This window comes from Novosphingobium sp. (genome assembly GCF_040079535.1).
Classification (GTDB): Bacteria; Pseudomonadota; Alphaproteobacteria; order Sphingomonadales; family Sphingomonadaceae; genus Novosphingobium.
Genome location: NZ_JBEBKB010000016.1, coordinates 32,633 through 58,986, shown reverse-complemented (window position 1 = coordinate 58,986; position 26,354 = coordinate 32,633). Strand labels below are relative to the sequence as shown.

Annotated in this window: 16 protein-coding genes and 1 tRNA gene; 4 read left to right on the top strand and 13 right to left on the bottom strand. The window is 61.7% G+C overall.

Going from position 1 to position 26,354, the window contains the following annotated elements; all coding sequences use genetic code 11:
- Both ABL914_RS07445 and ABL914_RS07440 read right to left on the bottom strand, forming a co-directional pair.
- Positions 1 to 5,076 (bottom strand): beta strand repeat-containing protein (locus ABL914_RS07445; RefSeq protein ID WP_391562538.1); only part of this gene is annotated, 5,076 nt, incomplete at its 3' end.
- 17 nt (positions 5,077 to 5,093) lie between these two features.
- Positions 5,094 to 6,326, bottom strand: a complete 1,233-nt coding sequence (locus ABL914_RS07440) for a TIGR03032 family protein (protein WP_391562537.1) — start codon at positions 6,324 to 6,326, stop codon at positions 5,094 to 5,096.
- A 444-nt stretch (positions 6,327 to 6,770) separates the two neighbouring features.
- On the opposite strand from ABL914_RS07440, the gene ABL914_RS07435 reads away from it, so the two are divergent.
- On the top strand, positions 6,771 to 7,667 hold the full coding sequence (locus tag ABL914_RS07435) for an ROK family protein (protein ID WP_391562536.1): 897 nt from the start codon (positions 6,771 to 6,773) through the stop codon (positions 7,665 to 7,667).
- 11 nt (positions 7,668 to 7,678) lie between these two features.
- Here the strand turns inward: ABL914_RS07435 and ABL914_RS07430 are convergent, their stop codons facing one another.
- The 3 genes from ABL914_RS07430 to ABL914_RS07420 all read right to left on the bottom strand — a co-directional run bounded on the left by ABL914_RS07430 (position 7,679) and on the right by ABL914_RS07420 (position 13,211).
- Positions 7,679 to 9,181, bottom strand: a complete 1,503-nt coding sequence (locus tag ABL914_RS07430) for a tryptophan halogenase family protein (RefSeq protein ID WP_391562535.1) — start codon at positions 9,179 to 9,181, stop codon at positions 7,679 to 7,681.
- Positions 9,182 to 9,190: 9 nt separating this feature from the next.
- Positions 9,191 to 10,567 (bottom strand): putative 2OG-Fe(II) oxygenase, encoded by a 1,377-nt coding sequence (locus tag ABL914_RS07425; RefSeq protein WP_391562534.1) that lies wholly within the window; start codon positions 10,565 to 10,567, stop codon positions 9,191 to 9,193.
- Between the two features lie 115 nt (positions 10,568 to 10,682).
- Positions 10,683 to 13,211: a TonB-dependent receptor gene (locus tag ABL914_RS07420; protein ID WP_391562533.1), complete on the bottom strand. Its 2,529-nt coding sequence runs from the start codon at positions 13,209 to 13,211 to the stop codon at positions 10,683 to 10,685.
- A gap of 288 nt (positions 13,212 to 13,499) precedes the next feature.
- Here ABL914_RS07420 and ABL914_RS07415 point away from each other — a divergent pair, with 288 nt between their 5' ends.
- Positions 13,500 to 14,516 (top strand): LacI family DNA-binding transcriptional regulator, encoded by a 1,017-nt coding sequence (locus tag ABL914_RS07415; RefSeq protein WP_391562532.1) that lies wholly within the window; start codon positions 13,500 to 13,502, stop codon positions 14,514 to 14,516.
- A 23-nt stretch (positions 14,517 to 14,539) separates the two neighbouring features.
- Here ABL914_RS07415 and ABL914_RS07410 read toward each other — a convergent pair whose 3' ends face one another.
- The 8 genes from ABL914_RS07410 to ABL914_RS07375 form a co-directional block, all read right to left on the bottom strand.
- Positions 14,540 to 15,859, bottom strand: a complete 1,320-nt coding sequence (locus ABL914_RS07410; RefSeq protein WP_391562531.1) for a glycoside hydrolase family 32 protein — start codon at positions 15,857 to 15,859, stop codon at positions 14,540 to 14,542.
- 14 nt (positions 15,860 to 15,873) lie between these two features.
- Positions 15,874 to 17,007 (bottom strand): glycoside hydrolase family 68 protein, encoded by a 1,134-nt coding sequence (locus ABL914_RS07405; protein ID WP_391562530.1) that lies wholly within the window; start codon positions 17,005 to 17,007, stop codon positions 15,874 to 15,876.
- Positions 17,004 to 18,137 carry a galactokinase gene (galK, locus tag ABL914_RS07400; protein WP_391562529.1) on the bottom strand — a complete coding sequence of 378 codons (1,134 nt, stop codon included), beginning with the start codon at positions 18,135 to 18,137 and terminating at the stop codon, positions 17,004 to 17,006. The genes ABL914_RS07405 and galK overlap by 4 nt, the downstream gene beginning before the upstream one ends.
- The gene (locus tag ABL914_RS07395; protein ID WP_391562528.1) at positions 18,137 to 19,150 is read right to left on the bottom strand and encodes a UDP-glucose--hexose-1-phosphate uridylyltransferase; all 1,014 of its coding nucleotides are present in this window, start codon (positions 19,148 to 19,150) and stop codon (positions 18,137 to 18,139) included. Before ABL914_RS07395 ends, galK begins: the two co-directional genes overlap by 1 nt.
- Positions 19,147 to 21,204, bottom strand: coding sequence for an alpha-galactosidase (locus ABL914_RS07390; protein WP_391562527.1), 2,058 nt, complete (start codon positions 21,202 to 21,204; stop codon positions 19,147 to 19,149). The genes ABL914_RS07395 and ABL914_RS07390 overlap by 4 nt, the downstream gene beginning before the upstream one ends.
- Positions 21,205 to 21,248: 44 nt before the next feature.
- Positions 21,249 to 22,598 (bottom strand): MFS transporter, encoded by a 1,350-nt coding sequence (locus ABL914_RS07385; RefSeq protein WP_391562526.1) that lies wholly within the window; start codon positions 22,596 to 22,598, stop codon positions 21,249 to 21,251.
- 245 nt (positions 22,599 to 22,843) lie between these two features.
- Positions 22,844 to 24,847: a glycoside hydrolase family 97 protein gene (locus ABL914_RS07380; RefSeq protein WP_391562543.1), complete on the bottom strand. Its 2,004-nt coding sequence runs from the start codon at positions 24,845 to 24,847 to the stop codon at positions 22,844 to 22,846.
- Between the two features lie 274 nt (positions 24,848 to 25,121).
- Positions 25,122 to 25,196: transfer RNA gene (locus ABL914_RS07375), tRNA-Thr, on the bottom strand.
- A 111-nt stretch (positions 25,197 to 25,307) separates the two neighbouring features.
- Here ABL914_RS07375 and ABL914_RS07370 point away from each other — a divergent pair.
- Entirely contained in the window at positions 25,308 to 25,445 is a 138-nt protein-coding gene (locus ABL914_RS07370; RefSeq protein ID WP_391562525.1) for a hypothetical protein, read from the top strand.
- Positions 25,446 to 25,665: 220 nt separating this feature from the next.
- Positions 25,666 to 26,352, top strand: coding sequence for a 2,3-diphosphoglycerate-dependent phosphoglycerate mutase (gene gpmA, locus ABL914_RS07365; protein WP_391562524.1), 687 nt, complete (start codon positions 25,666 to 25,668; stop codon positions 26,350 to 26,352).
- Positions 26,353 to 26,354 lie beyond the last annotated feature (2 nt).

Below are 26,354 nucleotides of genomic sequence, written 5' to 3'. Positions count from 1 at the left end.
ATTGACCTGCCCGCCCGTGAGGGTAAGCGCGCCTGCCGATGATGTGCCATCAACCTGAACCAGCTTGATCCCATCGCCCGAGGTCAGCGAACCGATCCCACCGACATTGGTGACCACCAGGGTGCTGGCCCCGGTCAGATTGCCGTTTACGATCAACCGATCGGTTGGCGAAGCATCGGCGCCAAGCGCGGTGTCCAGCCGGATCACGCTGCCCGCAGCACCGGTGTAATTCCCGGTTACGGTCAAACGATCGCCAGCAGCGCTGATCCCGGTGGGGCTGCGCATGTCAACCGTTCCGGCATTGGTCAGATTGCCCGCGATCTGCATCACATTGGTGCCAGCGGCATTGCCAGCGATCACCGTGCCCCCGGCAGCGACATTCACATTGGCAGTCACGACCAGGCTGTTCGATCCATCAAGCCGCCCGCCCGAATTCACGTTGAGCGTGCCGGTGCTGAGCGCAGCGTTGGTGAACCCAAGCGTGCCGTTGGCGATGTTGATGACTTCCCAATTGATGACGTTCGCACCATTGGTCGTCGCGGTAACGTTGTTGAACGACAGGGTGTCAGTCATCCCGTCACCGGTCGCCATGTCATCACCGCCGTCAAGCAGGGTGATACCGGCCAGCACACCGTTGCCAGCCAGATTCACTGCATCGCTGCCGTCGCCCAGCACAACCTGACCGTTGATCAGACCGCCAGCCACAACGTTGACAACGCTGTTGCCATCATCGTTGCGGACCGCAACACCCGAAGATCCGGCCACCGCATTGCCAGTCGCCGCGATATTGATCGTGGTCATGCTGCCCGGAGCATTGGTCGGCGCGCCGGCCGGAGTAAAGGTATCAATCGCAGCGCCGGTTCCGCCCTGGGCGGTGCCATTCAGGTTTACCGTCGCGCCGCCGCTGCCTTTGCTGATGGTTCGGATGCCGTTGAAGCCGCCCGAGGCGTTGTTGGCGGTAACAGTCAGGCTGGTACCGTTTGATGAATTATAGGCTGAGATCCCATTGCCATAAGCTCCGGTTGCGGTGCCGGTTGAGGTGATGTTGAGCGCGCCTGTGCCGATGTTGGTGGCCTCAATCCCGTCATTGCCGCCGGTGCTGTCGTTGGCAGTAACCGTCAGGCTGGTGCCGTTGCTGCTGTTGAAGAGATATAACCCAGTGCCATTAGCTCCGGTCGCTGTGCCGGTCGAGGTGACGCTGAGCGCGCCGGTGCCGCGGTTATCCGCGTCGATCCCATCATTATAGCCGCTGCTGTTGTTGGCCGTGATCGTCAGGCTGGTGCCGTTGTTGTAGGCCTGGATGCCATTGCTATATTCCCCATCCGCAGTGCCGGTCGAGGTGATGCTGAGCGAGCCTGTGCCGTTGTTGGTGGCAACTATCCCGCTGATGTACCCGCTGCTGTTGTTGGCCGTGATCGTCAGGTTGGTACCGTTGATCTCGTTGCGGCCATAGATGCCACTGCCATATTGACCGTCCGCGGTGCCGGTTGATGTGATGCCAAGCGCGCCCGTGCCATAGTTGCGAGCATCAATGCCGTCATCGTAACCATAGGAGTTGTTGGCCACGACGGTCAGGCTAGTGCCGGTGGAGCCAGTGTAGTAATTGAGATTGCCGTTGCGGGCATAGATCCCATCGTCACCGCGGCCGCGAGCGGTTCCGGTTGAGGTAACGCTGAGCGCGCCGGTGCCCTGGTTGATCGCATCAATCCCATCGTCACCGCCAGTGGAATTGTTGGCCACGATAGTCAGATTGGTGCCGGTGGTGCCACTGAAGAAGGTATTGCTGCCGTTACGGGCATAGATCCCGTCACCAAGGGTTCCATTCGCCAGTCCGGTTGACGTGATCAACGTCGCGCCGGTGCCGCGATTGATCGCATCGATCCCATCGTCCCGGCCGGATGTGTTGCTGGCCGTGATCGTCAGATCGGTGCCGGTGGCGCCAGTGTAGTAATTGACATTGCCGTTGCGGGCATAGATCCCATCATCACTTGCGCCGTTTGCCGCGCCGGTTGATGTGATCGTCAGCGCGCCGCTGCCGCGATTGATCGCATCGATCCCGTCATCACTGCCGGATGAATTGTAGGCCGTAATGGTCAGATTGGTGCCAACGGCGCCACCATAGTAGCCGGTATAACCATTGCGGGCATAGATCCCGTCACCATAGATTCCGCGGGCCAGGCCGGTTGAGGTGATCGCCAGCGCGCCGATGCCGCGGTTGGTGGCATCGATCCCGTCATCATCGCCGGTGGTGTTGGTGGCGGTGATGGTCAAGCTGGTGCCGTTGGAGGAATTGTAGGCATTGATCCCATCATTGCCGGATCCGGTAGTATTCCCGGTTGCGGTGATGCTGAGCAAGCCCGAACCATCGTTGCGCGCAGAGATCCCATCGTCAGCGCCAGTAGCGATATTGGACGAGATCGTCAGATCGGTGGCATTGCCGGTATTGCGCGCATGAATACCATCGCGATAAGCCGCGGACGCGGTTCCTGTGGACGTGATGCTGAGCACGCCGGTGCCGCGGTTGTAGGCCTGGATCCCGTAAAGGTACCCGCTGCTGTTGTTGGCATTAACCATCAGGTTGGTGCCATTGTAGCTATTGTAGGCTTCGATCCCTGCGCCATTGGTTCCGCTGGCGTTGCCGGTGGAGGTAATGCTGATCGCGCCGCTGCCAGCATTGCGGCCTTCGATCCCATCGTCACCGCCGCTGCTGCTGGCGGCCGTGATCGTCAGATCGGTGCCCTGGTTGAAGGCATGAATGCCATCTTGATAGGTGCCGGTTGCCGTGCCGGTGGAGGTGAGGGTGAGCGCGCCGCTGCCGGTATTGCGGGCATAGATCCCGTTGTTGCGGCCGGTGGTGATGTTGGCCGTGATCGTCAGGCTGGTGCCATAGGCAGCGTTGTAGGCATTGATGCCGTTGCTGAAGGTGCTGGATGCCGTGCCGGTTGAGGTAACGCTGGTTGCGCCGGTGCCGAAATTGCGGGCATCGATCCCGTCGCCATTTCCGGCGGTATTGTTGGCCAGGATAGTCAGGTTGGTGCCGGTGTTGCGGCCATAGATTCCGTCATCAGTCCGGCCGGTGGCCAGCCCGGTGGAGGTAATGCTGAGCGCGCCGCTGCCATTGTTGGAGGCATCGATTCCGTCGTCATAGCCGTTGCTGATATTGGCCGTGATCGTCAGGCTGGTGCCATAGGTAGCGTTGTTGGCATTGATGCCATCGCTGAAGGTGCTGGATGCCGTGCCGGTTGAGGTAATGCTGGTTGCGCCGGTGCCAAAATTGTCAGTTTCGATCCCTGAGCCATAAAGGCCAGTCGAATTGTTGGCATTAACCGTCAGGCTGGTGGTTCCGCTGCTATTGGTGGCACGGATCCCATCAAACGCGCCATTGGCAAGGCCGGTAGATGTGACGCTGAGCGCACCGCTGCCCTGGTTATTGGCTTCAATCCCATCGCCGTAACCGCCGCTGGTGTTGTTGGCATTTACCGTCAGGCTGGTGCCGTTGTAATTGAAGGCGCGGATCCCATCGGCGTTGGTGCCGGTTGAGGTGCCGGTTGAGGTAACGCTGAGCAAGCCGGTGCCAAAGTTGCGGGCATCGATCCCGTCGTTGCTGCCGGTGGCGCTGTTGGCGGTGATGGTCAGGCTGGTGCCGAGGTTGCGGCCATAGATCCCGTCTCCGGTTTGGCCAGTGGCCAGCCCTGTTGACGTAATGCTGAGCGCGCCAGCAGTGCCCAGATTGATGGCATCGATCCCATCATCATTGCCGGTGACGCTAGTTGCCGTGATGGTCAGCCCAGTGGTGCTGGCATCGTTATAGGCGTGGATCCCATCGCTGCCGCCGCCGGTACCGGTGACATTGCCGGTCGCGGTGATGCTGGTGCTGCCGGTTCCCAGATTTCGGGCCTCAATCCCGTCTGTGCCGCCGCTGACGCTGGCGGCGTTGATCGTCAGATTGGTGGCTGCGGACCCGTTATAGGCAAAGATACCAACGCCGGAGGTGCTAGTGGTGGCCCCGGTGGCCGTGATGGTCATCGCGCCGCTATAGTTGATCCCCTGAATGCCGGTGGTAGCGCCGTTGGTGGTGCTGGCCGAAATGGTGGTGCCGGTGCCGTTGATGTTGAACGCCCGAATACCGATGCCATTGGTGCCGGTGACCGTGCCGGTTGCCGTTACGCTGAGCGCGCCTGCGCCATAATGCGCGGCTTCGATCCCGTTGTTATTGCCAGTGACATTTGCGGCGTTGATCGTCAGGCCGCCGCTGTACACGCTGTTAAAGGCACCGATCCCGTTGCCGGCGGTGCCAGTGGCGGTCCCGGAAGATGTGATCGAAAGATTGCCGATGCCAAAGTTCGAGGCGCCGATCCCGGTTGTGCCGGTGGATGTGTTGGCCACGATCGTCAGGTTGGTGCCATAAATATCGTTCTTGCCGTAGATGCCCGAACTGGTGTTGCCAACCGCAGTCCCGCTGGATGTGATGCTGAGCGCGCCGCTGCCAAAGTTGCGGCCATAGATCCCGCCGACGTTGCCATCGGTATCGACTGTGCTGATCGTTACCCCGTTGCCAACAGCCGTATTGGTAACGTCTACTGCATTGCCGCCAGCACCGATCACCGGACCGGTTGTGGTCACGCTGGTGGTGCCGGTGCCGGTGTTTGTCACCAGCAGGCCCGATGTGGAGCCGGTGATCGTCGATGCATTGGCATCGGTAAAGGATACCGTGCCGTTCCCGCTCAGCGTAATCGCGGTACCTGCCACGACAATGCTGAAGCCCGGAGCGGTGGTGGCGGTTGCGTTTCCAGCGGCGCTGAGCACCTGCGGCGGATCGGCTGCAACCGGACCCGAACAGTTCCAGATGCCCGATCCGGGCGCGGTTTCAAGGCAAGTACCCGCCCGCGCCATACCCGGTGTCAGCGCAACCCCGGCAAAGGCCAGACCCATCGCCAGGGCGGTGCTGGATACGCCGCCAAGCGCAATTCCGACATGCGGGGCATAGCTGGCCGCCTGGCCCTTCCACTTGGTTACGCGTCCGCCGCGCAGGATAACGCTGGTGCCGGGGGCGAAATTCATCTTGCTCTGGGTCATGGGTCGGGCTCTTCCAGTTAGGATTTGATGGCGGCAGGCTGCGGTGCAGCCTTCGCGGATTTCGGGGTTGGGGTTTTGGCAGGAGGAGGTGTTTCAACGTCGATTGGATCGGTCAGTTCAAGCACGGAATCCTGGCCTGATGCCTGTGCGGCATTGCGGCCCTGCCAGGTAACGAAACCCGCAGCATCGCGGGAATTGGGGCTGATTGCCATCGACCGGCCGATTTTCGGCAAGACTTCGACATCATAAAGTTCAGCAACGGTGCCATCGATCCGGAACCATTGAACGCAGGCATTGCGGCGAATATCGATCACCTGAACGCCGCACCACGGCTCGCTATCGGCATCGCGCAGCCGCTGATCCAGCTCAAGCCCTTCGAACCGCTCATACCGCGGCCGCGACAAGCCGACGAAGGCCAGATCGCCATGGAACGAAAGCCCGCGCGCAAAGCCGGGGCAGAAAACCCGGGGGACGAATTTGCCTTTGCCCTTGCCGGCGCCCTGACCAAGGCCCTCGACCACGCCCAGCTCTCCGGTGCCCGAATTGAGCACCCACAGCTCGCCCTGGTGCCAGCGCGGAGAATGCGGCATCGACAGGCCTTCGCAGACGATCTCGCCGCTCTCGACATCGATCACCACGCCGCCATTGCCGCGCCGATCACGCCAGCCGTCGATCGTATCGCTCTTGCTGACGGCGGTAACATAAGCCGGTTTGCCATCGCGCATCGCCAGCCCATTCAGGTGGCAGCGGTCTTCATCGACCAGTTCGCTGATGAACGAGGGCGACCAGACCTTGCGAAAGCTGTGGCGCGGATCGGGCGCGGCAATGCAGTTCATCCGGGTGCTGATGAACACCAGGCTGCCATCGTCGCAGATCCCGATGTCATGCGAATCAAGCTCGCCGGTCATGGTGATATTGCGCGGCACGAAGCAGGTATCGAACTGCCCGTTGATGCTTTCGTGCGCATCCAGCGGATTGGCGAAACGGATAATCTGGTGGCCGGATGCAAGCACGAAAGCGCCTTCGCCATCGCGGGCCAGGCCCATCGGGCGCGGAACAGCGCATTCGTGAAGATGCGGCAAGCCACCGCGCGCGCCCAGCAAATAAAGGCAGCCCGACTGGTACGAAGTAAACGCGATTCCTATGTCCAGACTGGACAACAAAGCAGGAAGCCCGTTTGACTGGCTGTATTTGTTTGGCGGGGCTTGCTGTTCTCCATCAGCCGCCGCACCACTTGGATTTTTCGCCACTTAATCGCCTTAAGCTAATACTGTTGGCGCGACCCAATTATTCTTATTTTTTTGGTTCCATTCCTACCGGCACACTGGCGGGCCGAACCCGTCCAAAGCACCAATATAACCGAGCGTGGAGATCATAACGCACTGAAACGATTGCGTTATTCTAGCCATCCCTGTTAAGCGAGCCGTTACGATTGTGCCCCGAACGCCACGCTTGAGCAGGTTCTTAAGCACATTCGTGGTTAATCGCAATTCCGTATTCATCCTTGGCAGAAAAATTTCTTTCCAGGCATCTGGCGGCAGCACCCGCCGTGCAGAACTGTGCCACGGCCTGCGCAAAACCTTGTGCCACAGCGCGCCCCGCCTGAAACCGTTTCAATCGGCATGCAATGGATTGCAATTGCGGCCGGATAAGTGTGAAGTCGCGTGTGGCAGACATGGTTGAGGGCGGCTGGCGTGGATCAAAGGAATATTGGGGCAATCGAGGCTGGCGGCACCAAATTTGTGCTGGCACTGGCCCGCGCGGATGGAACCGTGCTGGCCGAAACCCGGATCGCCACCCGCAGTCCGGCAGAGTGCTTTCCTGATCTGGCCGCCTTCTTTGAACAGGCCGCAGCCACGCACGGAGCGATATCCGCTTTCGGGGTCGGCAGCTTTGGCCCGATTGATATTGATCCCGCCTCGCCCGCCTATGGCACGTTCACCACCACGCCCAAACCCGGCTGGTCGGGGGCACGGTATCACGATGTGCTGGACCGGTTCGGGGCTCCGATCGTGGTCGATACCGATGTGGCAGGCGCGGCGCTGGGCGAATGGGAAAAGGGCGCCGGTCAGGGCTGCAGGACGCTTGCCTATACCACGGTAGGAACCGGAGTGGGCAGCGGCGTGCTGCAAGACGGCAAGTCGCTGATGGGCTTTTCACACTTCGAAACCGGCCACATCCCGATCGCCCGCGATCCGGCGCGCGATCCATATGCCGGGTTTTGCCCATTCCACGGCGATTGCCTTGAAGGACTGGCGGCCGGCCCGGCAATCAAGGGGCGCTGGGGACAAAGTCTGTCTGAACTGGGCAGCCCGGCCGACAAGATCGAACTGATCGCAGACTATGTCGCGCAGTTGGCGGTGAACCTGATCCTGCTGCACATGCCAGACCGGATGATTTTCGGCGGCGGGGTGATGAAAGCGCCCGGCCTGATCCCGGCACTGCGCAAGGCAACCCAGGCCCGGCTAGCTGGCTATATCAAAGCCCCGCAACTTGATCCCGGTCTGGAAAGCTACATCACCGCGCCCGCCCTGGGCGACGAGGCCGGGATTACGGGCGCCATCGCGCTGGGCCGCAGGGCGCTGGCCTAGTTCGAGACCTGTCAGCCCGCCGCACAATTGCGCGCAACATAGTCGGCATGGCTGGGCAGGCCTTCCGCGGCCCGGGCCAGCGCGGCTTCCAGCTTCTTGAGGTGATCGGCATGATCGGCCCCGCGCAGTGGCAACAGCGGATCGGTTCCGTGCGGCATGTTGCCCTGGCCAATATGCACCGCCAGCCAGCTGGGCGGGCCGAACAGATCGGCATCGCGCTGGACCAGCCGGCCGTTCCGGCGGAAATGCTCCAGCTTCCAGGTAACCGTATCGGGCACGTCCATCGCCCCGCAATAGCGCCACATCTCGCTATCGGTACGGCTGGTCAGCTTGTAGTGGAGGATGATGAAATCGCGGATCCGTTCAAATTCATTGATCGCGATGCGGTTGTATTCGTCGATTACCAAGGGATCGAAATCACGATCGGGGAACAACGCGATCAACTTTGATATCGCAGCCTGGATCAGGTGGATCGACGTCGATTCCAGCGGCTCCATGAAACCGCCCGAAAGGCCTACCGCCACAACATTTCGGTTCCAGAACAGATTGCGCCGCCCGGTTACAAACGAAAGCTTGCGCGGCTCAGCCAGCGCCTGACCATCAAGATTGGCCATCAGGGTGGCCGCTGCCTCATCATCGGAAATGAACCCGCTGCAGAACACGTGGCCATTGCCGGTGCGGTGTTGCAGCGGAATGCGCCATTGCCAACCCGCTGCGCGCGCGGTTGATCGGGTGTATGGGGTGAATTCGCCGGCCCGTTCACAAGGCACAGCATAAGCGCTGTCACACGGCAGCCAGTGCCGCCAGTCCTGATAGCCGGTTTCCAGTGCACCTTCGATCAGCAAGCCCCGAAAGCCAGAGCAATCGACAAACAGATCGCCGGCGATTTCCCGGCCATCCTCCAGCTTGATGTGGCTGACCCTTCCGCTTGCTCCATCCAGCACGGCAGCGCCAACCTTGCCCTCGATCCGCACCACGGCGCGCTGCTCTGCATAGCCGCGCAGGTATTTGGCATAAAGCCCGGCATCGAAGTGATACGCATAATCATACGTTGAAAGGACGCTGCGCGGATCGGGCAAAGGCTGGGCAAATTTGCCGCGCTTGGCCGCCGCCCAGGCCATGCACAATTCATCCAGCGGCGGTGCATCGCCGCGCGCTTTGGCGGCCAGCCAGTACTGGTGCAATGGCAGGAGATCAAAATTGCGCCCGTAGCTTCCAAAAGGATGGAAATAGGTGGAATCCTGAGCGCCCCAGCCCACGAACTGGATTCCCAGCTTGAACGAACCCTGGGTTGCCTTGACGAAATCGCTCTCTGCGATCCCCAGCGCTTCGTTGAACGTGCGGATCGGTGGGATCGTCGCTTCGCCAACGCCGACTGTGCCGATTTCCTCGCTTTCAACCAGCGTGATCGTGCACCCGGTGCGGATCGCATTGGCCAGCGCGGCGGCAGTCATCCAGCCAGCGGTGCCGCCGCCAACGATCACCACCGAACGGATCGAATTTTCAGTCTGCATCAGGTTCTCCTAGTCCGGTGGGCGCTTGACATCGAAGGCAATCACCAGCCGTTCGCCATCGCCGAACGGCACGGTGCTGTGCCACATGGTTGAGGGGAAAATCGCCAGTCGGCCCGGCGCCGGTTCGATTGTGCGGTACGGCTGCAGATCGAGCCCCAGCTCAGCCGGAGCAGTGCCAAAAGCGATGTGCCCGGCCGGCGCCGGCCCCATATGCAATTTTTCAGGCAAAGCCACGTAAAACGCAGTGGAGAGCCAGCCCATCGCATGGGTGTGCGGAACATTGTGGCCCTGGCTGGCGAGCCGCACCGACCAGCTGCCCTCGATCAGCAATGGCGAGCCGCGCGCCGCGCCAAGCAAGGGATGCGCCGGATCGTGCGGGGGCAAGCCGCCGAGATAGTCTTGCACCAGCTCCATCAACCGGGCCTTGATCGCTTGCAGCTCTGGCTCATGGCGCAGCAACACCGAACGATCGGTTTGGGTTCCGCCGCGAACCGATTGCTCGATATAGGGTGCTGCGGCGTTGTGAAACGGGCGCAGCACTGCGGCCAGGGCCCCAAGTTCGGCCGGGCCGAGCCCGCTTTCCAGCGACTGGATCAGCGCGTCAGGCTGATCAAGCCATTGCGCCCGCGGATCACCGCGCAAGCGCCAGGCCAGCGAAAGATAAGGCCAATAGAGCGCGGCCGATGGACCGGCCGTCAGCGGCAATGCCTCGGCCTCGGCCTGCTCCGGCTCGCCGCTGCGCAAGGCATGGCGGATCCGGCACAGGCTGGATACATCGCCCCGGTAATGGGCCGTCGCGGCAATCGTTGCAGCGGCAGTGCTGGCCCGGCTTTCAACCGCAACGAACAAGCGCGACACCGCAATCGCAGGGATTTCCCCCAATTGGTGTTCGGCTTGATCCAGCACCGCAAGTGCGCCGGGCCAATCGCGGGCCTGGGCAAGATTGCGAAACCAGGCCAGCCACAAGGCTTCGTTGCCTGGCTGTGCCCGGCAGGCCTGGGCCAGGTGATCGGAAAAATGGGCCCGATCTCCTTCGGTCCAGTTCAGCGTCGCCAGCGCTTTGTGTCCATCGAGCCAATCGGGGTGGCGCGCCAGCCGTGCCGTCAGCAGCGCGCGCGCCTCGTCGGCTCTGTTTTCCGAAACCAGCGCCAGGGCCTGATTGCGGGCGATATCAGGATGCTCTGGCGCCAGAGCGGCGGCGCGCGCAAACAGATCGGCAGCAGGATACCCTAGCTCGTAACGGGTTTGCGCCAGACCGAATGCCAGGGCGGCATCCTGGTCAAACCGAATGGCCCCTCTGGCAAACTCTGCTTCAGCTTCGCCATAGCGCTGCTCCTCGCGCAAGGCGAAGCCTAGCTGCCGCAAGTGCTGGGCGGTGGGGTTCATCAATTGATTACTGCTTCGTTCGGTGGTTCGTGTCGAGTCCCCCATTGGCGCAAAAGGGGAGGCAGTCTTGCGACTGCCTCCCCCAGCTTGCGACCCTTTGGGTTTAACGTGGCGATCAGAAGCTGTACTTGATCGATGCTGTCCAGTTCTGGCCCAGCGCCGGACCAGTTCCGATCACTGCCGGGCTGACCGAACCATCGGCAACATTGCCGCTGCCGCGCAGATCATACCGGTTGAACACGTTATAGCCCTGCACGCCCAGTTCCAGGTTGGGCAGCGGACGAACCGCGAAATCAACCCCCAGGATCACGCCGCCGGGATAGCTGCGTCCGGCATCATCGATGACATTGCTTTGGCCGGTGGCATTCACCCCGAACGAAACCATATCGTTGACATCGTAGTTGGCCTGCACCGTGTAGATCAGGTTCGGCATATACGGCGCGCGGGTGAACGGCGTCGGATTGCCGCTGCTGTCCACGCCCGAGCGGGTGGCCTTGGTCCAGGTGGCATTGCCCACCAGGCTAAAGCCGCCGCTGCGGTAGGTGCCGTAGAATTCAAGCCCATAGGACTTGTAGCGGGCATCGATCACGCAGCCGCCCGAACCACCGGGGCAACGCGTTGCCGACAGTTCAAACGTCGATTGCTTGAAGCTGCCTTTAAGCGCGGTCAGTTCGATCGTGTAACGACCGCCCATGGCATCGCCGCGGGTCTTCAGGCCCAGTTCGTACTGGCGCACGAAATCAACCGACGGGGTTACGCCGTCCGAGGCGCAGCCCATGGTGCCAACCGCCGCCATTGCGCTGGTGCAAAGCGAACCATCGCTGGCGATCTTGCCACCAAAGGTTTGCCGATCGCCGTTGAAGCGGCCCCCGCGTGAGGCACGGACGAACACGCTGGTATCGCCGCTGACCTTGTACAATGCGCCGCCGGTCCACGAGGTGTAGCTGCGGGTGTAGTTAAGCACTTCGCGGCTGCCGTTCGAGGTGATCGCGGGGATCAGGACGCCGTTCGAATTCACCAGGAATTCGCTGCCGCCGATGGTCCCGCCGCCCGACGCCTTGACGCTTTCGAAGCGGACCGAACCATCGAGGTTAAAGGCATCGCTATCGAGTTCCAGCGCAACATAAGGAGCGGTATTGGTGTACGAGAGATCATAATCCCGCGCGCAGCAATTGCCCCAATTGTTGTTGTAACCCGAGATGCCTTCCTGGGTCAGCTTGTTCCCAGCAGTATCATAAAGATCGAGCTGCGCGGGGTTATTGCCGCTAACTTCGCGCGTTGACTTGTTGGTGTGCCAATCCATCGCGATCTTCTGGTTCATATAGAAGAAGCCCGCGCGCGCAGTAACCTTGGCCGAACCACCGGCATCGAACGTTGCCGCCAGTTTGAGATCGTTGGCCAGGCTGCCGATATCGCGGATATTGGTGTGCACGTTGGTGTTGTTGTCAATATAGGTGCCGGTGTAGACCTGCCCGGCATTGGGCCCGGAAGCATAGCGGGCCGAACCCACGACGCTGCCGTTTACGCAGCTGCCAACCACGCCATTGGCGCTATAGGATGACGGTGCAGTGCAGGCGGTGAAGCCAACCGGAACCGGATTGGTATTGAGCCGGTTTCCGACATTGAGGAACGGTGAGGTAAAGCCGCCGCTCATCTTGGTCCAGCGCATGTTGTTATCGACAGTTACGTTGCTGTCGAATTCATAATGGAACTGGCCGCCTACCGAGGTCGCCTTGGTGGTGATCCCGCTCATCTCAACCCGTTCAAGCTGGCCGCTGCGGCCCAGAATCAGGAAGTTCTGATTGTAGATCGAGTAGTTCGATTCCTTGCGGCCATCGAAACCGGGGAACGGCGCAACGTTTGAAAACGAGCTGCCGCTGAGCGAAGCCAGTGCAGGCGCGCCGGTGTAGTTCGGTTCGCGGGTATCGGCGACCTTGACCAGCAAGCGGAAGAAGCCGCGCCCGTCAGCAAATTCCTTGGTCAGGTTGCCCTTGATCTGGAACGAATCCGAGACGTTGAAATCGGCATGGAGCGGCCCGCGACCGGTCTTGAAGTAACCCCCAACGCTGAACCGCAGGCCTTCGCCCAGCGGACCGCCAACGCGGAAATCGACCTTGGTCTGGTCATAATTGATGCCCTTCGAAAGCCGGACCATGCCGCCTTCCTTGGTGCCAGTATCGCTGATGTAGTTGATTACCGCACCGGGAGCCTGTGAGGCATAGGTGGTCGAACCGCCACCGCGGACCGATTCAACCCGGTCAACCGTGGCGTCATAGTGGGTCCAGTAATCGTTGTTACCAAACTGGATATCGCCAAACAGCACAGTCGGCAGGCCATCTTCCTGGATCTGCACGAAGGGCGAACCACCGGTTGCTACGGGAAGCCCGCGAACCGCGATGTTCGAATTGCCGCCCGGGCCCGAAGTGCCGGGCACCTGGATCCCCGGGATCATGCGGAACACTTCGGCTTCCGAGGAAGGCTGCATGTTTTCGATCACGGCATTATCGATGCTGGTCACCGAGACGGAGCTGTTGAGCTTGGTCTTGTTGCCGCCCGCTGCGGTGACAACGATGTCGCTCAGGCTATCTTCAGCAGCTTCATCAGCCGGCGGCGCGTCTTGCGCCATAGCTGGTGCTGCAAGCATTGCAGCGGCCGCCACGGCAACAACCGAAGCACAATTCCGGAATACGGATTTCTTCATAACCTCTCCCCTCCAACAGGACTGGCGCCTGCATGATGCAAGTCGAGCGTGTCACTCGCACACATAACAATCGATTGCAATGCGTTTTCACAATCGATTGTCAGAATGCCGTAACTGTGGCAGATTAACCACAATTCCGGGTCATGCGGGCAGTCTGTGATGGACCTTGCGCGCGGTTTCGGCTCTTAAGGGGTCACCGATGCTGCTCACCAACACCCTTCCTGCGACTGCATGACCGATATGGCCCCATCGCGCGTCCGCAATATTGCGGAATTGGCTTTGCTGGCCGGCGTCAATGCCGGCACGGTTTCGCGCGCATTGGCGAATAACCCGCTGGTTAAGAAAGAAACCCGCGAACGCATTCAGGCGCTGGCCCACAAGCATGGCTATCGCCCCAATCAGATGGCGCGGCGGCTGCGGATTCAGGAAACCCGGGTGATCGGGGTAGTGGTGCCGCTTGGTCATGAAAAGCGCCAGCACCTTTCCGATCCGTTCTTCATGTCAATCCTGGGCCATCTGGCCGATGCCCTGACCGAAAACGGATATGACATCATGCTCAGCCGGGTGATTCCCGATGCAGAGGACTGGTTGGAACGAATTGTCGATTCGGGGATGCTGGATGGCGTTCTGCTGATCGGCCAATCGAATCAGTTTGAAGCGATTGAGCGTGTAGCGGCCTGGTATAAGCCGATGGTGGTCTGGGGCAGTCACAAGCCCGGGCAAATCCACTGCACGGTTGGCGTTGACAATCGCACCGGCGGACGCCTGGCGGGTGAATGCCTGATCGCCGCCGGGCGCAAGCGGCTGGTTTTCCTGGGTGAGACAACCGCACCCGAACTGCACGAGCGTTACCGCGGGCTGTGCGATGCGGCCAGTGCCGCGGGCCTTGCCAAGCCGGTCAAGCTCGATACGCACCTCGCTTCCGAAGTAATGGCTGACGAAATCGCGGCGCATGTCGAGCGGATCGGGGCCGAAGCCGATGGTATCGCCGCTGGATCTGATCTGATTGCGATGCATACCGTTCGGGCGTTGGCCGATCGCGGCGTGATGGTGCCGCGTGATGTGTCGGTCACCGGATTCGATGACCTGCCGCTGGCCGAACAGACCATCCCGCGGCTGACAACGATCAGCCAGAATATCGCGACAGGCGCGCGCGCGATGGTGAGCGCGCTGTATGAACGGATCGCCGGCCGCGAAGGTCCGTCGGTGGAGATGGACCCGATCCTGATCCGCCGCGATACTGCCTAGGGCCGAAAACCGGCCTGTTTGTGTTACAGAAAAGCCGGAATTTCAGCAGCCTGCTCATAGTGGACCGACAGCACGTCACCACTCAAGCGGTGCTGCAAGGTCAAGGCCGTCCGGCCATCGTTTGACACTATTTCAAGGCTTCCGCAGTCAAGCCACAGGCAAACAGGTTCGCCTGCTGCGATCGGAGCAGTGCATTGCGCATCCAGAAACGGCGATCCCGGATCGCGCCGGGCCACTGCAAGGCGGTTTGATTGGCGCACAACCTCAAGCAGCCGGCCGTCACAATCCTCAATTGTCATTGAGAAATCGGCAGGATGGGTAATTTCAAGCCGAGCGGCTTGCCCGATGTCCGTGGTCCCGATCTGAACGGCATGGACCCCGGCAATTGCAGCGGGTTCCGGTTCCTGGCGCAGCCAAAACCCTTGGGGTGAGCGGCCCAGTGACAGCCGCCGCGGTACGCTCATCGCGCCGCGCCAGCCTTGTTGCGGCAATTGCCCCTGATAGGCGTGATTGCCCATCCAGCCGATCCACACCGGCCGCCGCTGATTGTCGCGCGGTTCGTGCCAGGCGACTGCCGCATAGAAATCACGGCCATGATCGGCCACTTGCCAGATCGGGTCCAGGGCTGGTCCATCGGGCTGAAAGCGGATCCCGTCAAAGGTCCCGGTCTGATAGATGGCGCCTGCGCCAGGGCCATCGTGCAGCACATCAACCTTGAACAGCCAGCGGGTTTCGTCGGTCCCTTCAACCGGCAATTCGATCAGCAGCGGGCATTCCCAGACCCGGCCCGGCGCGCCTGCGCCATGGATCACCGAAAGCTCGTCCCACTGCTTCAGATCGGACGAAGCATAGATCAGCGCGCGGTTCTCTGCTGAAAGCGCCACTACCATGATCCAGCGCCCGGTCGGCCCGTGCCAAAACAGATTTGGATCGCGAAAATCCGCCAGGCCCCGGTCGATCACAGGATTGCCGGCATACCGCTGCCAGGTTTGGCCCTGGTCTGTGCTCCATGCCAGTGCCTGGCTTTGATGCGCGGGGCCATGCGCGGCAGAAGCGGTGTAGAGCGCGATCAGGGCATCGCGGCCAAACCCGGCCGCACCGCCAGGATCAGCTATGGCCGCGCCAGAGAAAATCATATGCTGGGCATCTTCGGCAATCGCCACCGGCTGTTCCTGCCATTCGGCCAGATCGTGGCTGATCGCATGGCCCCAGCTCATATGGCCCCAGTCCTCGCCCAACGGGTTGTACTGGTAAAACAAGTGCCAGATGCCCTGATGATAGACCAATCCATTGGGGTCGCTCAGCCAGTTGGCTGCAGCAGCATAGTGATATTGCGGGCGCACAAAACGATCCGGATTCAGAGTAATGAGACGGCATCGCCGGCAAAGGCCAGCCGAAATACCGGGGCGGGCGTCCCGCCAAACTGGCCGCGCAACAGGGCCGGATCCTGCTCGAAACTGCGGCCCTGCATTCCCCAATGGTCGATAAAGCTCCAGACCTCGCCTTCGCCGGTCACCCACCAGCTGTAGCCCTGGGTTGGCTCTTCGGGCGGATTGGCGGCTACCAGCCCGGAACCGTTGACCGGCCGATAAGGACCGCGCAGGCTTTCGCCGACCATCGCATAAAGGCCGTTGGGACCGCTTGGGCCGGCCGGATTGAAGGTCCGCCGCTGGGTTGACCAGAACAGGTAATAGCGCCCATCGCGCACAACAACATGCGGCCGTTCAAGTTCGTTGTTGATCCCCACTGCGTCGATAAGTGGATTATCAAGCCGCCAGTTTCCAGCTTGATCCAGACTCGCCAGACCGATCACCCCGTTGAAGGCGGAATTGTCCCATCCGGCACTGGCGGTGAACAGCAAATGGCACTGGCCGTTGGCCGGATCGCGAAACCAGGCAGGATCGCGAAACGCCTTGATCATCCCGGGCGTCCCTTCGCCCTCATCGGCCACGAAATACCGGTTGCCATCGGGACGGATCACTTCCTCGCTTGCCGCCCATTCGCCCGGGCCGGCATTGCCAATCCGCCCGCTTGCAGCGAACAGGCGTTGTTCAAAGCTGTGGCCGCTGCCGCGCCGTCCTGCGGCAGTGAAGAACAATGTCACGCTTTGCTGATCGTCATGCAGCACGGCACTGCCCGCCCATTCGCGCGAGCCCGGGCTGAGCGCGTCGGGCAGGCAATCACCATGATCGCGCCAGCCGTCTAACCCATGCGAAGCAAGCCTGATTTTGGCCGCACTGTGGCGTTTGCCGGGATCATCAAAGCGCGGCGAGCTGAGGAAAAACCAGTACTGCCGGCCTCCGATGATTGCGGTGGTTCCATCCTCGCGGGCAAGCGGCCAGCTATCCCACAGATCAAGCGCGGGAAAGATCGGTGCCGCATCAGCAGCGGTGATCGTTGCAATCTGCGCCGCTGGCTCGATCAAGCGCGGCCTCCATGCAGAGATCGCGTCGGCCGATCCGACGGGCAATTTGGCTTCAACTCGGTTCATTTCAGTTTCCCGGCGGCCTGGCCACCTGCCCCTTCAATCATGATCGATAAACGCGCGCCGCCAGGCGCGCTGTAGTCTTGTTCCACGGCTGCCTTGACCCGCGCCACCTGATCGGCGCGAAGCACAGCCACCACAGCTCCGCCAAACCCGCCGCCGGTCATCCGGGCGCCGCCATCGCGGCAGATCGCGGCGTTGAGCAGTTCCGCAAGTTGATCAACTTGCGGAACACTGACTTCGAACAGATCACGCAGCGAAGCATGGCTGGCGCGAAGCAAGCGGCCGAAGCTTTCAATATCCCCGGTTTCAATTGCACCCACTGCCGCTTTAACCCGTTCGATTTCCTGAACAACATGCAAGGCCCGGCGGCGCACTACCGGATCCAGATCGGCCGCAGCGATTATGGCCGGATCGGCATCGCGCAACGCCGGCAAGCCAAGCTGCCGCGCGGCAGACTCGCAATCGCTGCGCCGCGCATTGTAATGGCCACTGGCCAGTTCGCGCACCACGCCAGACTGGACCACCATCACTGCCCAGTCGGCTGGCAAGGCAATCTGACGGGTTTGCAGGGTTCTGCAATCCAGCAGCAGGGCGGCGCCAGGCTGCCCCGCAGCAACCGCCATTTGATCCATTATTCCGCAATGGACCCCGGCCCAGTCGTGCTCAACCTGCCGCGCCGCCTGCGCCAATTCTGCCGGATCGGGAATTGCTGCCTGGGCCGCAGCAGCCAGGGCGCGTCCAACCGCCACACACATCGAGGCCGATGACGACAGGCCCGAGCCTTGCGGGATCGAGCCGGTGATCGCCAGCGCAACGCCTGACTGACCCGCCAGCTGCGCCATACCGCGGACATAGGATTCCCAGCCGGGCGGCTTCAGCGGCGCGGCGGTTGCCGGATTAAACCGGTCCCGGGCCTGGTTGAAATCAAGCGCCACGGCTTCGACCGTATCTGCGCCTGCTGGCCCCCAGGCAACGGCAGTCCCGGCTGTGATCGGCATCGGCAAGACCAGGCCATCGTTGTAATCGACGTGCTCCCCGATCAGATTGACCCGGCCAGGCGCGAATGCCACGCCGAGCGGCTCCTGCCCGAAGGCGTTCGCAAATCCTGCGCGCGCGCGCTCCAGCAACGGCATCAATCGATCTCCACCGCGCGCAGCCGCTGCGCAGCGGCTTCGGGGGTCAGATCGCGCTGCGTTTCACCCAGCAGCTCAAATCCGACCATATGCTTGCGCACACTGGCAGAGCGCAGCAGCGGCGGCAGGAAATGGGCGTGCAGCCGCCAATGGGCGACATCGCCTTCATACGCGTGCGGTGCGCCGTGCCACCCCATCGAATAGGGAAAATCGCAGCCGAACAATCCATCATAGCGGCGCAGCAACCGGGCCAGGATCAGCCCCAGATCAGCCCGGGCGGTAACTGATAAATCCTCGATCCGGGCCACAGGATCGCGGGCAATCAAGAGCACTTCGAACGGCCAGGCTGCCCAGTGCGGAACAACTGCCAACCAGCTGAGATTGGCTTCAACCACCCGTGTGGCTTCGGCCAGTTCCGCTTCAGCGACTGCGTCGAGCAAAACCATCCTGCGCGAAGCCAGAAATTCTCTTTGCTGATGATCCTCTTTCGCCACTTCCTGTGGCACGAAATCGCTGGCCCAAACCTGCCCATGCGGATGCGGGCTGGACGCGCCCATCATCGCGCCCTTGTTCTCAAACAGCTGGACGTGGGCCCAGCGCGCGCCAAGTTCGGCCGATTGATCGCACCAGCATTCTATCACCCGGTCCAGCCCACCGGTCGGCAACCGCGCCAGGGTAGCGCCGTGATCCGGGCTGAAGCAGATCACCCGCGCTTCGCCGCATGCCGGGGTGCTTTCGAACAACGGGTGGTCAGGTGCACTCCCGCCGTTGTCCAGCAGGGCCGCAAAGTCATTGGCAAACACGAAGGTCCCAGCATAGCCGGGATTAACCTCACCGTTGGCGCGGGTATTGTTGGCGCACAGGTGGCAGGCCGGATCGTGCGCCGGCGCAGACGGCAGTGGCGGCGCTGCGGCCTCGCCTTGCCAGGGACGCTTGGCCCGGTGGGGCGATACCAGCAGCCACTCCCCGGTCAACAGGTTGCGGCGGCGATGCGGCAGATCAGCCAGGCTCATCGCATTGCTCCGTGGAACACTGCGACCGTTTCGGCCGCCAGCGGCGGGACCGGCAACCCAGCCTGCGCCAGCCACGAACCGGTGAAGGATTGCGGTGCACAATTCATGGCATCGAACAGCGCGGCACTGTGCACCGTGTGGCCAAGCTGCCCACCGCCCATGCACAGCAGTCGCATGGCCACATCACCGTGATCCGCCAGGTGCGGCAAGCGCAGCGGCTGCGGGCGGCGATCCAGCGGCGGGTCAGTGCGAAGAACGAACAGCAGGAATTCGCTTGCGCTTCCGGCCGCCTGCCAAACAAGCCCATCGGCGCTTTCGCCCAGCCAGGTCTGCCCACCATGCAGCACGCGGCGCCACTCTTTGTAAAATGCGATCCAGCCGGCCAGCTCTGTCTGGTCCGAACCGTCCAGTTGCCGGGGATCAAGCTCGATCCCGAAGTGCCCCGGCATCGCTACGCCAGCGCGAAAACCCAGCGACTGGCTGCGACCTGAGGCATGCGCCGGGCTGGCTCCGACGTGCGATCCCATCATTTCAGGTGGCAGAAAGGCCAGAAAACCGCGCTGCATCGGCACGCGGCTGACAGCATCAATGTTGTCGCTGGTCCACAAGCGGTGAACCTGCTGCGCCAATCCGGCATCGCTGCGGCCACCGCCGCCAGCGCAACCTTCAATCTCTACCGCCGGATGCGCGGCGCGCAGACGGGCCAACAGATCATAGCTGCCCGCCACCTGTGCCGCGCCGCCGGCGGGCGCAAGATCACGGTTGTGGTCCCATTTGAGGTAGGCGATCGGGGTTTCGCGCAGCAGCGTATCAAGCGCGCCGAACAGATAATCCTGCACCGGCGCCATTGCCAGATTGAGCACCAGCTGGTTGCGCGCGGTCGGTCGGTCCCGGCCGGGCAAGTGCAGGGCCCAATCAGGGTGCGCGCGATACAGATCGCTATCGGGGCTGACCATTTCGGGTTCAACCCACAAACCAAACTCCATCCCCAGCGAGCGCACTTTTTCGGCCAGTGGGGCCAGTCCGCGCGGATACTTCAACGGATCGCAGGTCCAATCGCCCAGCCCGGCGGTGTCATCACCCCTGCCCTTGAACCAGCCATCATCAAGCACGAAGCGCTCTATCCCGATCGCCGCGGCCGCTTCGGCCAACGCGCCGATCCGCGCCGCATCATGATCGAAATAGCAGGCCTCCCAGCTGTTGAGATGCACTGGGCGCGGCCGCATTGTGCCACCGTGCCAGCGCAGCTGCGCCCGCACGGCGGCGTGCTGCTGGGCCATGGCGCCATTGCGGCCGCGGCTGGAAACGGCCAGGATCGCTTGCGGCGCAGCAAAGCTCTGGCCCGGCTCAAGCAGCACCTCGCCCGCCTGCAGCACTGCCCCGGCGCTAAGCTGCCAGTAGCCTTCATCGTCCCGCTCAACACTGATCCGGCTATCGCCCGACCAGGCGAGTTGGAGCGCATGGACCAACCCCGCGTGATGCCCGGCACCTTCGCCCAGCACGACAACGCCGGGCGGGCCGCCATGTCCTGAAATTCCGCGCCTTCCTTCGCGGCTCCAGCCTTGCTGCGGCATCGCCTCGCGGCATTCGACCAATTCCGCGTTGTGCCGCCCCCGCCAGGAAACCAGCGCTTCGCAATGGTGTGGCAATGGCACAAGCGCGCTTGCCAGCCAATCAAGGCCCAGCGGTGCCCGGCCCGTGTTGGTCAATCGCGCATCGAACCGGAATGCCCCGCCAGGATCACGGGAAATTGTCTGCTCAAGCAGCAGGCCTTCCAGCGAGTCTTCCAGGCGGATTGCGATCGTGTCCGCATCCTTGGTCACTTTGACATGGGTGAAATCGGCCGAGACGGCGCGCCCGCCGCGCCGCACTGCCAGCGCAGGCGGGCCAAACCAGCCCAGTCCATTGACCGGCGCAGTCGCCATCGGGACATCGCGATCGAACGAGAAGCTGGCCGCAGTCCGCACGTCCTCCAACGCCGCCAATGCCCCAGGATCGACCCGCGCACCAAGGTGGCGCCACAATGGCGCAGCATTGGCGCGCGGTTCAAGCACTAGGCTCGCCTGAGCGCTGTGGAGTGAGGCGAATTGGACCGGCATCAGGTGGAAACGGCGGCCTTTGGCTCAGGCCTCGGCTCGGCCGCCGGTCCGGATTGTCCGCCTGATCTCACCCGCAACACCGCCACCGCCGCGCACAGCATCAGCACGCCGCCAAACGCCAGCGCGTTGCGGGGATCGCCGCCCAGCACCGGTTCATAGATAAAGGTCATTGTCCCGGCGAACACCAGCATCGGCGCACAAATCATCATGTTGAAAATGCCCATGTAAACCCCGGTTCGCTCTGCCGGGATGGCATTGGCGAGGATGATGTAGGGATTGCCCATGATCGAGCCCCAACCCAGCCCCATGATCCCCATCAGCAGCCACATCGGCGGTTCGCTGTTCATCATCGGCATCGCAATCATCGCGCAACCGGTCATCAACAAGCAGGCGGCATGAAGCCGCGCCGCGCCAAGCCGCCTGGCAAGCGGAGCCATCGAGAACGCGGCGACAAAGGCGATTGCATTGTAAAAGGCCCCCATCGGACCCGATAGCAAATCTGCTTCCCGAAACTGCGACGTACTGCCATCCGAAGTGCCAAACAGCGCCATTGAAACCGATGGAACACGGTAAGCCCAATAGCAGCACATCGCATACCATTGGAACAGGCTCATCCAGGCCATGGTCCGCATCGCCTCGGGCATTTCGCGGATCGCTGCAAACACTTCGGCAAAGGTCGCGCCAAAGCCCTTGGGCAGGGCGGTGATCCGGGCCCTTTCAAGATCTGTAAGCGGGAGTTCCGGCACCCGCAGGATCGACCACAGGATCGTGCTGATAGACAAGACTGCGCCGATGAAAAAGGCCATCCGGGTATAGTCCGGGATCACGCCAGGTTCGGCGATTTTGGATACCCCGAACAGGTTGACCAGCAGGAATGGACTGGCATAGGCCAGGCACTGGGCCAGGCCGGTGAACCCGCTTTGAGACAAAAAGCCAAAGCCACGCTGTTCCTCGCGCAGGCGGTCGTTCACATAGGCGCGATAGGGCTCCATCGTGATGTTGTTGCCTACATCGAGCAGGAACAGGATCGAAAACGCCATCAGCAGGCTTTGCGAAAACGGCATGAGAAACAGCCCGGCGCTGCACATCAGCGCGCCGATCAGAAAATAGGGCGTGCGCCGCCCGTACCGCGAAAGAGTGCGATCGCTCATCACCCCGATCAGCGGCTGGACGATCAGACCGGTAAGTGGCCCGGCAATGCCAAGCCAGGGAAAGTCCTTTTCGTCTGCCCCAAGGTAGGCAAAGATGGGATTTGCCTGTTGCAACCCGAAACTGAACTGCAAGCCCAGGAAGCCCAGGTTCATCTGCAGGATTCGCGGAATCGAAAGGTGCGGTTTTCCCATTGCCATCGGCCTCTCCCAAGCGGCCTGAGGCCGCGTTATTGACGCCTCAATGTCACATTCGGCAGGACAAAACAACAATCGATTGCAATATGCCTTTTTGCCCCGCTGCAGGTGTTTCCGCCAGCTCGCTGGGCGCTTCCTTTCAAGCCCCGGTTTCCGTTAATTCCGGCTCTGGCCCGGCCCTGGCCCGGCTCTGCAATTGTGCGGTTTCACCCCCCGCTTTTGCAAGGCAGAGCCAGGTCAGCTGATGATCATTTGACCAACCGGAACCGCACTGCCGCTCCGCCGCCCGGGGCCAGGCGCAGTGTCATGCTGTCCCTGGCGGTCACCTGGCGCTGCTCGATCACGATTGAATGGCGCTTTTCGGTGCGGAAATCGGCATCGTCGCCATCGCGGTAGATTTCGGCGATATACCGCTTGCCCGGGGTAAGAAAATCAAGCGCGAACGAAACGTTGCGCGCGTTCTCGTCACCCACTGCGCCCAGAAACCAGTCGCTGCCGCCGCGCACCTTGCGGACAATCGTGACATAATCACCCACTTCGCCGTTTAGCACCCGCGTCTCGTCCCAGTCGGTCGCAACATCGCGGATGAACTTGAAGGCCGGCATATCGCGCGCGTAGTTCTCTGGCGTATCGGCCGCCATCTGCACGGGCGAATAGATCACCACATAAAGCGCCAGTTGCTTGGCCTTGGTTGAAAGGATCGCACTGCCCTTTTCGCCGGTCAGGCTCAGCACACCGGGGGTGAAATCCATCGGCCCTTCCAACATCCGGGTGAAGACGATGTTGGCTTCGTGTTCGGGCGGATTCTTGCCCGGCCACGAATTGTATTCCATCCCGCGCATCCCTTCGCGCGCGACCCAGTTGGGCCAGGTGCGATGCAGGCCGGTGCCCTTGATCGGTTCGTGGCTGTCAATTGCGATACGGTATTTGTAGGCGGCTTCGGCCACGCGGATCAGATGGTTCGACATCCACTGGCCTTCGTGCCATTCGCGATAGCGCTTGCCATCGGGATCGACTCGTTCGATCTGTCCTGCATCGGTAACATAGCCGGTTTTGACCACCATGTAGCCATGGTCGGCGGCGAATTTGAAGGCCTTGTCAAACTGGCTCTCATAATGGCTGGCCGCGCCGCCGGTTTCGTGGTGCCCGATCAGCCGGACGCCCCTTTTCTTGGCATAGGCGGACAGCATATCCGCGTCGAAATCCTCCACCGGCCTGGCGAAGTCCATGTCCCAGCCGTTGCCGAACCAATCGCCGTCCCAGCCCACATTCCAGCCTTCTACCAGCACCTGCGGGATACCCTGCGCAGCGGCGAAATCGATGTAGCGTTTGACGTTTTCGTTGGTTGCGCCGTGGTGCGGCCCGCGGGCCCAGGTCCATTCACCCTTGATCATGTTCCACCATACGCCAACGAATTTGCCCGGCTTGAACCAAGCCATGTCGCCCAGCTTGTTCGGCTCGTTGAGGTTGAGCATCAGGTGGCTCATATAGAGCCCGGCGGCATCATCGGCCACGATCAGCGTGCGCCACGGAGTGATCCAGGCGCCGTGCTTGATCACCTTGGGCACACCCGCTCCCGGAGTCAGCTGTGCGCGCAGCGTGTTGCCCTCGGTCCGGGCAACGGCCATCGCCGAATAGTCAACCAGCGCGGCTTCGTGCAGCGCCACATGGGTGCCATCGGCCAGCTTTATCGTAACGGGTGTATCGGCCGTACCCAGCCCCGAAATCGCAGTCTTGTTGTAAAGATACTCTTCGCGGTTCCACAGGAAGGCGGGCTTCCACCAAGCGGTGCCATCCTGCGCGAAGGCGAACTCGGTCAGCTCCTCGGCAATGTTGGCGTGGTGCATATTGGGCTGGTCGGGGAACTCATAGCGCAAGCCGACCCCATCGTCATAGATCCGGAACGTGATCGTGAAGTTCCGGCCCAACCCCTTGCTTTCCCGCAAATGAACCCGAAGCTCGCGGTAGTGATTGCGAACTTGCGCCCATTCACCCCACGGCTGCTGCCAGGTCTGGTCGAATTCGCCGATTTCGTGCCCGGTCAGTTCCAGACTGCGATCAATCTTGGCCACATCGGTAAACAGAAAGCCCAACCGCGAAGGGGCAAGGATCGGTTTGCCCTTGCGGCTTATCGCATAGGCCGCGCGGCCATCACCATCGATCGCCAATTCAACCGCGATCACCCCGCCGGGCGAGCTCGCGCGGATCTGCTCAGCCGCAAATGCCGGCATAGGGAGCATGGCCAGAATCATGGCCAGCAAAGCTTTCAGAGCACCCACGATGAAACCTTTCTTGTATCTTCAAGACCTGCCCGCACTTGCGCAGGGTTTCGCAAGGTGGATCGTATCCAAATCAACAATCGATTGCAATTCCGGATCGGGCAAGCCAGGTCCGGGAACTGAGGCCGGGTCCGGGCCAGCCTGGCGGATTGCGGTGGCGCTGGGCCGGCGCGCTGGGCCACAGGGCGTTTGCGCGCGTATGAATCCGGGGTTGAGGCGCAGGTGCCACACAGGTGCGGCAGTGGAATGGTGCTGCTGGGGAGGATTGAACTCCCGACCTCAGCCTTACCAAGGATGCGCTCTACCACTGAGCTACAGCAGCACACCATTCCAAATGGCCCAACACGGCCAAGGCCGGGGGGCAGGGGCGCGCTATTGGCTGCGCCCCCTTGCTTTGTCAAGCCGATGCCTGATAGCGCACGAACTATTGCCAATGCGTGAAAGACAGCCCGCCCCCACCCGCGAAGAACGCCTTGCCGCCAAGCTGCGCGAGAACCTGCGCCGCCGCAAGGCGCAGGCGCGCGCGCAAGACGGCGATGGATCAGAGAAAACGGGTTCCGAAGGGCAATAGCGGTTTTGGTGATGTCTTTGCATTGATGCGCGCCAAGCCACCAGCAAGCAGCATCGCAAAGCGAAGCCTTGGGTGGACTGAGCCCTGCGATTCAGTCCCGCGCTTTTGCGGCTTGGCGTGGATCAATTTTTGACCCGCCTTGCTTCTTGCCGAACGCCCTTCCCAAACCCGGCTTGACCGGCTAGGCGCGGTGCTCCTGAAAAGCTTGGAGTTTGGCCCCTTGCCCCGCCTAATTCTTGTCCGCCATGGCCAGAGCCAGTGGAACCTGGAAAACCGCTTCACCGGCTGGTGGGACGTTGACCTGACCGAAAAGGGCGTAGCCGAAGCCCAGGCCGCCGGTGCGCTGCTGAAGGCAACCGCCATGCTGCCCAGCATGGCCTTCACATCGCTGCAAAGCCGGGCGATCAAGACGCTGCACCTGGCGCTCGAAGCGGCCGGTCGGCTGTGGATTCCCGAGATCAAGGACTGGCGGCTGAATGAGCGCCACTATGGCGGGCTCACGGGGCTTGATAAGGCTGAAACGGCCGCCAAACACGGCGATGATCAGGTCAAGATCTGGCGCCGCAGCTTCAATATTCCGCCGCCTGTGCTGGAAGATGGCTCTGCGTTCGATCTTAAATCTGATCCGCGTTATGCCGGGATCCCGATTCCCAGCACCGAAAGCCTGAAGGACACCATCGCCCGCGTGCTGCCCTATTATGAAAGCGCGATCGCGCCGCAGCTGGCCAAGGGCGAAACTGTGCTGATTTCGGCACACGGAAACTCGCTGCGCGCGCTGGTCAAGCATCTCTCGGGGATTTCCGATGATGAGATCACCGGGCTTGAGATCCCGACCGGCCAACCAATCATTTATGAACTCGATGCCGATCTGAAGGCGATCGAGCGTTATTATCTGGCGGAGCGCTGAGC